Origin of the sequence: Asanoa sp. NPDC050611 (assembly GCF_040654855.1) — a bacterium.
Taxonomy (GTDB): domain Bacteria; phylum Actinomycetota; class Actinomycetes; order Mycobacteriales; family Micromonosporaceae; genus Asanoa.
This window is the reverse complement of sequence record NZ_JBFAIU010000045.1, coordinates 20,384-33,709: the sequence shown is the minus strand read 5'-3', so window position 1 is coordinate 33,709 and position 13,326 is coordinate 20,384. Positions and strand designations below refer to the sequence as shown.

Genomic DNA, 13,326 nt, shown 5'->3' with positions numbered 1-13,326 from the left:
GTGTCCGCTGTCGGTGTCGCGTCGGTCGATTGTGGAACATCGATCCGGCCGACTGTCGAGGCGGCCTGCCACCTGGCCGCGCTCGGCCGGGTCGACCTCGACCACGTCGGCGACGGCCACGATGCCGCGGACGTCGTCGACCGCGGAGCCGAGCACCGGGAACCGGGTGTGGCCGCGGTCGAGCAGCTCGACCACGCGTACCGCCGGCTCGTCGGCGTTGATCGTGACCACGTCGACCCGCGGCACCATGGCGTCGCCGGCGGTGCGGGCGCGGAAGTCGAGGCCGCGGTCGAGCAGCCGGGACGTGTCGGCGTCGAGGACACCCGAGTCGCGGGAGCTCTCGATGATCCGGTCCAGGTCCTCGGTCGTGGCGCCCTGCGGCAGCTCCTCGACGGGCTCGATGCCGACCGTGCGGAGCAGCCGGTTGGAGGTCGCGTCGAACATCTTGATCAACGGCCCGGCGATCCTCAGGTAGGCGAGCGTCGACCGGGACAGGGCCCGGGCCAGCGCGTCCGGCTTGGCGATCGCGAGGTTCTTCGGTGCCAGCTCGCCGACCACCATCTGCACGACCGTGGCCACCGCCAGCGCGATGACCACCGAGATCGTGGAGGTGACCGCCTCGGATGCACCGGTCAGGCCGATCAGGTCGGCCACGCCTTCACCGAGGTACGGCTCCGCGAAGTAACCAGCGAGCAGGGCGGTGACGGTGATACCCAACTGGGCGCCCGAGAGCATGAAGGACAGGCGGGACGTCACGTGCAACGCGCGCTCCGCCGCCTTGTCACCCGCCTCGGCCTCGGCCCGCAGCTTGGACCGGTCGACGGCGACGTAAGCGAACTCCTGAGCCACGAAGAAGCCGGTCGCCACGGTCAGAACGACGATGAGGGCGAGGCCTGCCAGGATCAACATGAGATCAACAGCCGGTGCGAGACCGGCTCGGTACTACTACCTTCGTCCACCTGACGAGGTTATCCAGGTTCGCTGAGGGTTGGCTGGGAACCCGCTAGGTACCCGCTCGCCTGGAGATGGAACAGCTCCTGGTAGAGCCCGCCCGCGCCGACCAGCTCCTCGTGACTGCCGTGCTGCACGATGCGCCCGTGGTGCAACACGTAGATCTGGTCGGCGTGCCGCACGTTGGCGAGCCGATGCGTGATCAGCACCACGGTGCGGTCCGGCCGCCGGCGCAACTGCTGGAACATCGCGTACTCCGCCCGCGCGTCCAGCGCCGACGACGGCTCGTCGCAGATCAGCAGGGCGGCGTCACGATAGAACCCGCGGGCCGCGACCAGCCGCTGCCACTGCCCGCCGGACAGGTCGTGGCCGTCCTTGAACTGCCGGTTCAGCAGCGTCGCGTACCCCTTGGGCAGTTTTTCGATCATGTCGTGGGCCGACGCCGCCGTCGCGGCGTCGACGATCGTCGGTCCGGCGTCCCGGTGCGTACGCCCGACCGCGATGTTCTGGTGCGCCGTGAACGGGAACTTCCACCAGTCCTGGGTGATCACCGCGACGTGCGCCGCCCGGCTGACGGGGTCGATCCGGGCGGCGTCCAGGCCGTTCCAGGTGATCGTGCCGGCGGTCGGCTGATAGAGCCCCGCGAGCAGCTTCGCGAGGCTGGACTTGCCGGACCCGTTCTCGCCGACGAGCGCGATCACCTGGCCCTTCCGGATGGTCAGCGACACCTCCTCGACCGCCGGGGTGTCGGTGTCGGGGTAGCGCAGGCTGACCCGGTCGAGCCGGATCTCGTCGAACCCGGTGACCGGCTCGCCGCCCGGCTCGGGCGCCTGCGCCCAGGCCTTGTCGACGAACGAGCGGAAGTCGCCGTAGTAGAGCGCGTCCTCGTAGAGCCGGTTGGTCGCGTAGATCGCGGTGTTGAGGCCCATCTGCGCGGCCTGCAGGGCGAGCAGCGCGGTCGCCGCCGCGGCGAGCGGGATCGAGCCCTGGACCAGCAGCCAGCCGAGCACGCCGTAGAGCGCGAGGCTGGCCACCCCGCCGGCCGCCGCACCGAGGGTGCGGGTGCCGGTCTGTGCCCGGACGAGCCGCATCTCGGCGGCCGTCTGGTTGCGCATGATCCGTGCGTACCGGCCCAGCAGGAAGTCGCGCATCTGGTAGCTGCGCACCTCGGCCGCGGTGTGCCGGTTGGCCATGATGCTGCCGAGCAGCCACATCTTCCGCCGCCGGCTGATCCAGGCGAGCATCGCCAGGTATTCCCGGCGGGCCATCCGCACGGCGGTCACCGCCGACGGGATCGCGGCGACGATCAGGCAGGGCAGCAGGATCGGCTCGATCACGGCGATCGCCGCGGCGGTTGCGGCGACCCGGACCAGACCGGTCAGCAGGTCCACACTGGAGTTGACGATCGACGCGGCCTCCAGCATGCCGCGGTCCTTCGCGCGGTCCATCTCCTCCGCGAAACCGGAGTCGTCGAACGCCGCCAGCCCGACCGCGGTGGTCGCGCCGAACAGCCGCAGCTCGACCTCGTAGTTGATCTGCGGTGCGATCCGGGCCTGCGCCCACCCGGCGGCGATGGTCAACCCGCCGCGCACCGAGACGGCCACCGCGGCCGCGATCAGCGCCGGCATGGCGGCGGAGATGCGGTCGGGCGTCGGGCCGGCGGCGAACAGCTCGGTCAGCACGGTGCTGGTGGCGAGCAACCCGAAGGTGGTGGCGACCCCGGCCACGACGTTGAAGGCGATCGCGGCCAGGGTGTCGCGGCGGTTCGCGGCCCAGGCCAGCGCGGTCGCCTCGCGGACGATCGCGGGCAGGCGCCGGGCCACCGCCCAGAAGCTGGTCTCCGCGAACGACTCGCTGTGATGCAGCCAGCCGGCGGCTTCGAGCTCCGGAACCAGATCCTCGTCGTCCGGGAGCCGATCTTCGTCGGGACGCACGCGGTCGTCGATCGCCACTGGCCGCTCCTCGGATCACGGGGGCAGTCCCAGCTATTTTAGTCGCTTACGAGGCGTAAACCTCCACTTCGTATAGTCGGGCTGCCTGGTTTCCGTCCTGCGTGGGAGTGATGACGTTGACGCGGACGTAACGCCCCGCCCGCGCGGTGAAGGTGTGCGTCGACACGTTGCCGGTGTTGCCGCGGACCTGCGCGACCGTCGTCCACGAGGTGCCGTTCGTGCTCACCTGAAGGTCGAAATCGCGGGTGTTGTACGACGCCTGCTCGCCACCGGCGCCCGCGTGCCGCAGCACGACCCGCCCGACCGACGGCGTGGTCTGCAGGTCGACCTGCCACCACTTGGTCCCGCCGAGCGAGCACCACTTGTCGCCGTTGCCACCGTTGACCGTGCCGTTGACCGCCTTGGCCGCGCCCTCGTTGGCGGCGCACTGGCTGTCGGCCGTCGCCGGCTTGTTCAGCGCCAGGTTGACCGCCGGCTGCGTCGGGTTGCGGCGGGCCTCGAACTCCCGCGCCCAGTAGGCGGTGCGATCGAGGTAGGCGGTCTCCGACGCCGCGCCGCTGGTGCCGTACGCCCCGTTGTAGGTCTGGTAGTTGAACCCGGCCGGCGGCGCACTGCGGGCGGGCTCGATCGTCGAGCCCTCGTGCCACTCGTTGAACGATGTGATCGACACCCAGGTCGGCACGCCGCCCTTGGTCGGGTCGAGCGCGTTGGTCCACTCCTGGTCGTAGGTGGCGCCGTTGTCGCGCGCGAGGGTCGGCGTCGTGTTGCCGGGCACCGCGCGGTCGTCCAGGTAGCCCGGCCCGACCGAGGGCGACCAGACCAGGTTGTTGGCCTTCGCGTAGGCGCCGGCACCGGCCCAGCCGGGTGCGGTCGCACCGGCGATCACGTCGTACGTGTAAAGCCCGCTGAAGTGCGCGATCTTCGACACGTCCGTGGTCTGCGCCAGCACGACGTTGCTGCCGGTGACCGCGTCCAGCGGGGTCCAGTCGGCGATGCTGAGGCTGTTGAAGACGTAGAACGCCGCCTTGTTGCCGTGCTCGGCCGACCGGTAGAACGCCGGGTGGCCGCCGTACCGGCTGTTGATGTAGTTGATGTCGGCGACCGTGGACGCCGCGGTCTGGCCGCTGTAGGGCTCGAGGTGCCAGGCGACCTTGATGCCGGCGGCGTTGGCCGCGTTCATCACCGGCGTGACCAGGTTGTCCTCGTACGAGCCCTGGCCCCACCAGCTGTAGACGATCACTCCGGCACCGGAGCGGCGGACCCACTGCATCTGCTGGTTCAGCGCGGCCGGGTCGCCCGAGTCGTACGCGCCGAGGGTCGGGTAGAAGTCCGCGCCGATGTCGTTCGGTGGGTTGTGACCGCCCTGTTGCCAGTGCCGGTAGCTGCCGTTGACCGTCGGGCTGCCGTACCAGGGGTAGTAGAAGAGGTGGACGTTGGTGGACAGCGCCGGCGCCGGCCCGCCGTTGACGGTGATCACGACCTGGCCGGACGCGCTGGCACCGCGGGCGTCGGTCACCGTCAGCCGGGCGGTGTAGCTGCCGGCGGCGGTGTAGGTGTGCGACGCGTTGGCGGTGGTCGCCGTGCCCCCGTCGCCGAACTCCCACCGGTAGCTCAGCGCGTCGCCGTCCGGGTCGCTGGCGCTGCCGGTGAACGCGACCTGCAACGGCGCGGTGCCGCTGGTCGGGTTGGCGCCCGGCGGCTGCACCACAGGCGGCCGGTTGGCCGGGGTGCCGCCGACGCCCGAGCCGACGAAGTCGACCCAGTTGACGTTGAACAGCCCGCCGCCGTTGGCGGTGCCGGTCGGCGGGCGGGCGACGAAGAACAACGGCTGGGTGGTGGTGTTGGCCGGAAGCGACACCGTGACGTCCGTGTAGCCCTGCCAGTTGCCCGTCGCCGGGATGGTCGCGGTGGCCAGCAGCGTGCCGGTGGCCGAGCCGGCCCGGATCTCCACCCGGCCGCCGGTGCTGCCGGACGCGCCGCGCAGCCGGACCTGCGTGATGTTGGTCAGGTTGGTGGGCGCGAACGACCACCAGTCGCCGTCCTCGATGAACCCGATGTTCTGGAAGCCGCCGGCGCTGTCGCCGGTCGTCTCGCGCTGCACGCCCGGGTCCCCGCCGCCGGTGCCGCCCGCCACCCGGCCGGTCGCGGTGAAGAACTCGGCCTGCTTGCGCTTGGGCTGGAGCTGGATGATCGCCCGGCCGGTCAGCCCTCCGTTGTCCACATAGGTCGCCTCCAGCACCGCGAAGATGTTGGCGTCGGTGCCGTGGCCGGTGGCCAGGGAGGTCTGCACGCTGCCCGAGCAGCCGTTGACCTGCTGCAGCTCGTGTGCGTGCTCGTCGTGGCCGAGGGAGTAGCGGACCGTGACGCGGTTGCAGGCGATCGTGCCGTCCTCGGGGTCGGTGACGTTGACCGTGAAGGCGACCTGGTTGCCCCAGTCGAAGAGACCACCCTCCGGCGGGGTCGCCAGACGGACGCTCGGCGTGGTGTTGCCGACCACGACCGGCACGTTGGCCACGGCGGTCTTGCCGCCCGGGTCCCGCACGGTGAGCTGAGCCGTGTAGGAGCCGCTGGCCGTGTAGGTGTGGCTCGGGTTGGCCGCGGTCGAGGTGCCGCCGTCGCCGAAGGTCCACGCGTACGTGATCGGCTGCCCGGCCGGGTCCCGCGAGCCGGCGCTGCTGAACTGCACGGTCAGCGGCGCGGCGCCGGAGGTCGGCTGGCCCGCGGCGACCGCGATCGGCGCGAGGTCGACGTCGGTGGAGCGGTAGTCGACGCGGTAGACCCCGGAGTTGTCGTTGTTGCCGCCGAAGCCGCTGCCCCACTCGATCAGGTACAGCGCGCCGTCGGCACCGAACTCCATGTCCATGGGACGGACCACCGACATGCCGGTCAGCAACTGGTTGATGTCGACCAGCGAACGCCCGTCCGGGGTCAGCTGCATCGTGTACATCTTCGACTGGTTCCACTCGCCGAGCAGCGCCTTGCCGTCGTAGTACGCCGGCCACCTGCGGGTCGACGTGCTCGCCGCGTTGTAGCGGTAGACCGGGCCGCCCATGGGCGCGCCGCCGCCGCCGATCTCGGGGAAGCGCGGGTTGCCGTCGTAGTCGAAGTCGACGGTGGCCGCCACGGCGGGCGGCAGGTTGGTCAGCCCGGTGTTGTTCGGCGAGTTGTTGACCGGAGCGGCGCAGTTGTACGCCGCCTGAGCCGGGCCGTCGGGGAAGGTGAACTCCCGGTACGCGTAGTTGTTGCCGACGCAGTAGGGCCAGCCGTAGTTGCCGGCCTGCCCGACGATGTTCCACTCGACGGTGTTCCCGGGGCCACGGTCGGCGTTCGCCTGGCCGGCGTCGGGGCCGTAGTCGGCCACGTACAACATGTTGGTCCTGCTGTCGACGCCGATCCGGAACGGGTTGCGGAAGCCCATCGCGAAGATCTCCGGCCGGGTCTGTGCCGTGCCGGGCGCGAACAGGTTGCCGCTCGGCACCGTGTAGCCGCCGTCGGTGGTCGGCTTGATCCGCAGCACCTTGCCGCGCAGGTCGTTGGTGTTCGCCGAGGTGCGCTGGGCGTCGAAGTCGGCCCGGCCGGCCCGCTCGTCGATCGGGGCGTACCCGCTGGACTCGAACGGGTTGGTGTTGTCGCCGGTCGCCAGGTAGAGGTTGCCGGCCCCGTCGAAGGTCATCGAGCCGCCCATGTGGCAGCAGGTGTTGCGCTGGGTCGGCACCTGCAGCACCACCCGTTCGCTGGCCAGGTCGAGGCTGTCGCCGTTGACCGTGAAGCGGGACAGCTGGTTGCGGGTCGCGCCGGTGGTCGGCGCGTAGTAGACGTAGAGCCATTTGTTGGCCGCGAAGTTGGGGTCGAGGGTGATGCCGAGCAGGCCGTCCTCGTTGCCGGTGAAGACCGGGATCGTCCCGGCGGTGACGGTGGTCCGGGTGTCCGGCTTGATCACCTGTACGCGACCGTCGCGCTCGATGTAGAAGACGCGGCCGTCCGGCGCCGGCGCCAGCTCCATCGGGTTCTGGGTGTTGGTGTCGAGCGCGACCTTCTCGAAGTTGGCGGTGCTGGTCGCGCCGCAGTCGGCCTGCTTCGCGCCCGTGGCGGTCTGGATCCCGCCCAGGAGGTGGTTGCGGAACTGCGGGTCGGAGTACGACTCGATCATGTGGCCCAGGCCCGTGTACCAGGAGCGGCCGCCGTCGTAGGCCTTGCACCAGGTGATCGGGTGGTCGGCGCCCATCGCGCCGGAGCCGGGCTGGTAGCTGGTCTCGTCGAGGCTGGCCAGCACGTGGGCGCCGCTGGTGCGCGGGTTGGTGCGGTAGTTGTAGAGCTCGTCGAGCCGGCTCCAACGGGCCGGCAGGCCGGCGGTCGACGGGTGCGCCGGATCCTCGACCTTCACGGTCGCGGTCTGGTTGGCCGGGTGGGCGCTGAAGTAGGCGCCGACCAGGTTGCCGTACCAGGGCCAGTCGTACTCGGTGTCGGCCGCGGCGTGCACGCCGGCGTAACCGCCGCCGGCGCGGATGAACCGCTCGAAGGCCGCCTGCTGGTTGCCGTCGAGCACGTCGCCGGTCGTGGAGAGCCAGACGACCGCGTCGTACTGTGCGAGGTTCGCGTCGGTGAACGCGCCGGCGTCCTCGGTGGCGGTCACGTCGAAGTCGTTGGCGGCGCCCAACTGCTGGATGGCGGTGATGCCGGCGGGAATGGCGTCGTGGCGGAAGCCGGCCGTCTTCGCGAAGACCAGCACGGCGAAGGACGCGGCGTGGGCCGGAGAGGCGATGATTCCGCTGGCCAAGGCGGTCAGCATCGCCACGAGCAGGGCGATGGGCAGGCGGCGACGGGGCATGGGCGCGCTCCTCTGCGGGCAGCTTCTGCGTTGCCCGGCGACTCGCCGATGCCGCGGGGGTCATAGATTAGCGCTGATGTCTGCAAGAAGTCTACGAATCGATGAAAATAGCCGTGTTGCTAGCCTCGGCGCGTGGAGATTCGCGACGCGCTGCCCGGCGACTGGCCCCGCATCTATCCGTTCTTCGCCGCCATCACGGATGCCGGCACGACGTACGCCTACCCGCTCGACCACACGCTGGAGACGGCGCGACCGTGGTGGATGGAGGAGCCGCCGGGCCTGACCGTCGTGGCGACGAGCGAGGGACAGATCCTCGGCTCGGCGAAGATGGGCCCGAACCGGCCGGGGCGCGGGTCGCACATCGCCACCGCGAGCTTCATGGTCGACCCGGCCCACCAGGGTCGCGGCGTGGGCAAGGCGTTGGGCACCTATGCCGTCGAGTGGGCACGGGCGCAGGGCTACGTCGGCATGCAGTTCAACGCCGTGGTCGAGACCAACGTGGTGGCGGTGCGGCTGTGGCAGCAGCTCGGCTTCACGATCATGACGACGGTCCCGGAAGCGTTCGACCATCGCACGCGCGGTTTGGTCGGTCTGCACGTCATGTACCAAAAGTTCTAGGCGGCACTTGTTGGCATGTGTCCCTTTTGGAGGAAAGGTGACTCATACTTTCGGCTAGCTTCCTCGTTCTATTCGGCTTAGAGTGAGCGTCGTTCGGTTAACCCGTGCTCCATAGCAAAGATCGCTGTCGGGTACGCCCTGGGAGGCCCACCATGTCGACGCAGACAGTCTTCGAGTCCACTCCGGACACGGCGCTGCCGACGGAGACCGCGACGGAGCTCCTGGCCGCACTGGCCGCGGTGCCCGTCGGTCACCCGTCGCGGGCCGCGTTGCGGGACCGCACGATCGAGGCCTGGCTCCCCCTGGCCAACCACCTCGCCCACCGCTACAGCGGCCGCGGCGAACCCACCGACGACCTGCTCCAGACCGCCGCCGTCGGCCTGATCAAGGCCGTCGACAAGTTCGACCCGTCGCGCGGTGTCGACTTCGCCGGCTACGCCATCCCGACCATCATCGGCGAGCTCAAGCGACACTTCCGCGACCGCACCTGGGACATCCGGGTGCCGCGCCGCCTGCAGGAACTCCGCCTGGCCATCTCCGAGGCCAACAGCACCCTGCTCCAGTCGCTGGGCCGCTCCCCGACGGTCGCCGACATCGCCGCCCACCTCAAGATCTCCGAAGAAGAGGTCCTGGAAGGCCTCGAGGGTGCGCGGGCGTACAACGCCGTGTCGCTGTCCACCCCGACCGGTGACGGTGAGCGCGGCACCGAGCTCGGTGACCTGCTCGGCTCCGAGGACACCTCGTTCGAGCTGGCCGAGCTGCGGGTCGCGCTGGGCCCCGCACTGGCCACGCTGGACGAGCGGGAGCAGAAGATCCTCACCCTGCGCTTCTACGGCAACCTGACCCAGTCGCAGATCGCCGACCAGGTCGGCGTCTCGCAGATGCACGTCTCCCGGCTGCTGGCCCGGGCGCTGACCAAGCTGCGCGGCCACCTCGGTGACGCTGTCTGATTCAGGTTCAATTCGGACTAAAAGCCGCTAGTCTGCGGGAATGCTGGTATGGCCCGGCCGGCGCTACCCGCTCGGTGCGACGTACGACGGGGTCGGCACGAACTTCGCGGTGTACTCGGCGGTGGCCGAGGCGGTCGAGCTGTGCCTGTTCGACGCCCACGGTGACGAGCAGCGGATCGACCTCACCGAGGTGGACGCGTACGTCTGGCACGTGTTCCTGACCGGCGTCCAACCGGGCCAGCGGTACGGGTTCCGGGTCTACGGACCCTGGGACCCGGCCGCCGGCCTGCGCTGCAACCCGCACAAGCTGCTGCTCGACCCGTACGCGAAGGCGATCGACGGCGACGTGCACTGGCACCCGGCGGTCTACGGGCACGACCTCGCCGACCCCGACACGATGTCGACCACCGACTCGGCGCCGTACCTGCCGAAGGCCGTCGTGGTGAACCCGTACTTCGACTGGGGCAACGACCGGGCGCCGCGCACGCCGTACCACGACACCGTGATCTACGAGACGCACGTCAAGGGGCTGACCGCCGCGCATCCCGGTGTGCCCGACGAGCTGCGCGGCACGTACGCCGGGCTCGCCCATCCGGCCACGATCGAGCACCTGACCAGGCTCGGCGTGACCGCGGTCGAGCTGATGCCCGTGCAGCAGTTCGTGCACGACCAGCACCTCATGGACCGTGGCCTGCGGAACTACTGGGGCTACAACACGATCGGTTACTTCGCGCCCTACCACGGCTACTCGGCGATGGGCCGGTGCGGCCAGCAGGTGCAGGAGTTCCGGGGCATGGTGCGGGCGCTGCACGCGGCCGGCATCGAGGTGATCCTGGACGTCGTCTACAACCACACCGGCGAGGGCAACCACCTCGGGCCGACGCTGGGGTTCAAGGGGCTCGACAACCCCGGCTACTACCGGCTCTCCGACGAGGACCCGAGCCGGTACGTCGACTACACCGGCACCGGCAACTCGCTCAACATGCGCAGCCCGATCTCGCTGCAACTGATCATGGACTCGCTGCGCTACTGGGTGCAGGAGATGCACGTCGACGGGTTCCGGTTCGACCTGGCCGCGACGCTGGCCCGCGAGTTCTACGAGGTCGACCGCCTGTCCACGTTCTTCGAGGTGGTGCAGCAGGACCCGGTGGTCAACGCGGTCAAGCTGATCGCCGAGCCGTGGGACGTCGGGCCGGGCGGCTACCAGGTGGGCAACTTCCCGCCACTGTGGACGGAGTGGAACGGCAAGTTCCGGGACACCGTGCGGGACTTCTGGCGCGGTTCGCCCGCGACGCTGGCCGAGTTCGCCACCCGGATCTCCGGGTCCGCCGATCTCTACCAGGACGACGGGCGCCGGCCGGTGGCCAGCATCAACTTCGTCACGTGCCACGACGGGTTCACGCTCAACGACCTCGTGTCGTACAACGAGAAGCACAACGAGGCCAACGGCGAGAACAACCGCGACGGCTCCACCGACAACCGCTCGTGGAACTGCGGCGTGGAGGGACCGACCTCGGACACCGGCGTCCTGTCGTTGCGGGCCCGGCAGCGGCGCAACTTCCTCGCGACGCTGTTCCTGTCGCAGGGCGTGCCGATGCTCGGGCACGGCGACGAGCTCGGCCGCACCCAGCGGGGCAACAACAACGGCTACTGCCAGGACAACGAGCACACCTGGGTCGACTGGGCCGAGGTCGACGAGCACCTGCTGGCGTTCGCCCGCAACCTCGCCGCGTTCCGGGCCCGGCACCGCATCTTCCGCCGCCGCCGGTTCTTCACCGGTGCACCGGTCGCCGGCCGCGACGTCACCACGCCGGTCGCCGACATGGCCTGGTTTGCTCCCGACGGCGCGCCGATGTCCGACTGGGACAGCGAGGTCAACGCGCTGACGCTGTTCGTCAACGGCGAGGGCATCAAGGAGCGCGGCCGGTACGGGCAGCGCCAGGTCGACGACTCGTTCCTGCTGTGCTTCAACGGCCACCACGAGCCGCTGCGGTTCACGCTCCCGCCGGCGGAGTACGGCGAGAAGTGGCAGGTCGTCTTCGACACGGCACACCTGGTGCAGGTGGACCCCGCCCCGACCGTGGCGGCCGGCGCGGTCACCACCGTCGCGGAGCGCAGCCTGCTCGTGCTCGACCGGGAAGTGTGAGGTGTCCGGCCGGGTCGTGTACGCGGTCGACGACCTGTCCACCGCGCCCGCGCTGGCCGCCCTCGGCGTCGACACCGTCGAGATCGAGCCGCCGGCGGACGAGGATCTGCTGCGCCGGTTCGTGTCTCTTGCCCGGACCAACGGCCTCGGGGTCACGCTGCGGCTGGCCAGCGACCGCATCCTCGGCCCGGCCGTCGTCGACCACGTGGTGCAGTGGCTGGCGGGCTTCGCGCTCGACGGTGTGCGGCTCGACGGGCCGCCGGCGCCGGTGCCGCTGGGCGAGTTCGCCGCGGCGGTCGGCGACCTCTCCGACCACCTGGGCCGGCCGCTGACGCTCGCCGAGTCGGGCCGGTTCCTGGTGCCCGCGGACGGCGGGGTGCTCGGCACGCTCGACAGCGTCAGCGCCTGGCTGTGGGGAAACGGGGAACCGGCCCCGGACCCGGCGCTGCCCCTCGCGCCGCCGCAGCCGCCGGGCGGGGTGGCCACGCTGACCGGGCTGCGCGCCGTGGCCGCGACGCTCCTGCTGACCGCGCCGCTGACGCCGCTGGTCTCGGCGGCCGACGAGGTGCCGCCGGCCGCCCTGCGGGCGCTGACCGCGCTGCGGCGGGCCCACCCCGAGCTGACGGTCACCCGCCCGGAGCCGACCCGCCCGATCCGCCGCGGCGCCGAGGTGATCACCATGCGGCGCGGTGCGCTCGTGGTGGCCGCGAACATCGGTGCGACGCCGGCGCGGGTCGGGTTGCACGGCGTACCCCGGTCGGTGCTGTTCACCACCGGCCCCGGGGTGAGCCTCACCCACACCAGCGTCGACCTCCCGCCGGAGTCGGCCGCGGTGGTCGCCTGCTGCCGCTTCGACCAGCCCTGACTAAGCTCCCGGGGAGTTTGTCGGTCCGGGGAGGCGTGCGGTGGGTGTGTCGGCGCTCGGGTGGGTGCTGACCACGGTCACCCTGCTCGGTCTGCTCGCTTTCGACCTGCTGGCGGTGTCGCGGCGCAAGGACGCCGTCACGCCGGCGGGCGCGGCCCGGTGGATCGGCCTCTACGTCGGTCTGGCCCTGGTCGCGGCGGTGATCCTGCTGTTCTGGCTGGGCCGGGAGACGGCCGAGCAGTTCGTCGCCACGTACCTCACCGAGTACAGCCTCAGCGCCGACAACCTCTTCGTCTTCATGCTGATCATCGGCCGGTTCGCGGTGCCGGCGGACGCGGTCGAGGAGGTGCTCACGGTCGGCATCCTGCTCTCGCTGGCGTTGCGCACCATCTTCATCGCCGCCGGCAGCGCCGCGGTGCACGCGTTCAACTGGCTCTTCTACCTGTTCGGCGCGTTCCTGGTCTACACGGCGGTCCGGTTGGTGCTCTCCCTGCGCGCGGACGGTGCCGAGGAGGAGAAGCCGCCGGGCATCGCACTGCTGTCGCGGCTGATCCCGACCACCGACGTGTACGCGGGCCGCCGCTTCACCACGCTGGTCGACGCCCGCCGCGTGCTGACCCCGATCCCCCTGGTGATCGCCGCGATCGGCCTGGCCAACCTGGTCTTCGCCCTGGACTCGCTGCCGGCCGCGTTCGGGCTGACCCAGAGCGCCTTCGTCATCGTCACGGCCAACGCGTTCGCGATGCTGGGCCTGCGGCAGCTCTACTACGTGGTCGGCGGCCTGCTGGAACGCGTGGTCTACCTCCCGGTCGCCCTGGCGGTGATCCTGGGCTTCATCGGGGTGAAACTCGTCCTGGAAGCCCTGCGCGGCTCGCACGTGGCCGCACCCGAGATCGGCGTGGGCCCGTCGCTGGCCACCATCGTCGGCGTCCTCGCCGTCGCCGTGGTGGCCAGCGCCCTCCGCAACCGCCGCGCCTGACCGACCCAGCGCCCGCAGCCCGGCGCGACGCCGCGGG

The 13,326-nt window shown here is 70.7% G+C and carries 8 protein-coding genes; 5 read left to right on the top strand and 3 right to left on the bottom strand.

What is annotated here, in order from left to right; translation table 11 throughout:
• From AB0H87_RS10125 to AB0H87_RS10115, 3 genes are all read right to left on the bottom strand, one after another.
• Nucleotides 1–909: hemolysin family protein (locus AB0H87_RS10125; protein ID WP_360142342.1), on the bottom strand; the 909-nt coding region annotated here is incomplete at its 3' end.
• A gap of 59 nt (nt 910–968) precedes the next feature.
• Nucleotides 969–2,903: an ABC transporter ATP-binding protein gene (locus AB0H87_RS10120; RefSeq protein ID WP_360142340.1), complete on the bottom strand. Its 1,935-nt coding sequence runs from the start codon at nt 2,901–2,903 to the stop codon at nt 969–971.
• Between the two features lie 46 nt (nt 2,904–2,949).
• Nucleotides 2,950–7,731 carry a ThuA domain-containing protein gene (locus tag AB0H87_RS10115; RefSeq protein ID WP_360142338.1) on the bottom strand — a complete coding sequence of 1,594 codons (4,782 nt, stop codon included), beginning with the start codon at nt 7,729–7,731 and terminating at the stop codon, nt 2,950–2,952.
• A gap of 132 nt (nt 7,732–7,863) precedes the next feature.
• Here AB0H87_RS10115 and AB0H87_RS10110 point away from each other — a divergent pair, with 132 nt between their 5' ends.
• The 5 genes from AB0H87_RS10110 (at nt 7,864) to AB0H87_RS10090 (ending at nt 13,289) form a co-directional block, all read left to right on the top strand.
• A complete protein-coding gene (locus AB0H87_RS10110; RefSeq protein WP_360142336.1) occupies nt 7,864–8,349 on the top strand; it encodes a GNAT family N-acetyltransferase in 486 nt (161 codons plus the stop codon).
• A gap of 152 nt (nt 8,350–8,501) precedes the next feature.
• Nucleotides 8,502–9,299, top strand: a complete 798-nt coding sequence (locus AB0H87_RS10105; RefSeq protein ID WP_360142334.1) for a SigB/SigF/SigG family RNA polymerase sigma factor — start codon at nt 8,502–8,504, stop codon at nt 9,297–9,299.
• 40 nt (nt 9,300–9,339) lie between these two features.
• Nucleotides 9,340–11,445: a glycogen debranching protein GlgX gene (glgX, locus tag AB0H87_RS10100; RefSeq protein ID WP_360142332.1), complete on the top strand. Its 2,106-nt coding sequence runs from the start codon at nt 9,340–9,342 to the stop codon at nt 11,443–11,445.
• A 1-nt stretch (nt 11,446) separates the two neighbouring features.
• Complete coding sequence (locus tag AB0H87_RS10095) at nt 11,447–12,310, top strand: DUF3459 domain-containing protein (protein WP_360142330.1); 864 nt, start codon at nt 11,447–11,449, stop codon at nt 12,308–12,310.
• A gap of 40 nt (nt 12,311–12,350) precedes the next feature.
• A complete protein-coding gene (locus AB0H87_RS10090) occupies nt 12,351–13,289 on the top strand; it encodes a TerC/Alx family metal homeostasis membrane protein (protein ID WP_360142328.1) in 939 nt (312 codons plus the stop codon).
• Nucleotides 13,290–13,326 lie beyond the last annotated feature (37 nt).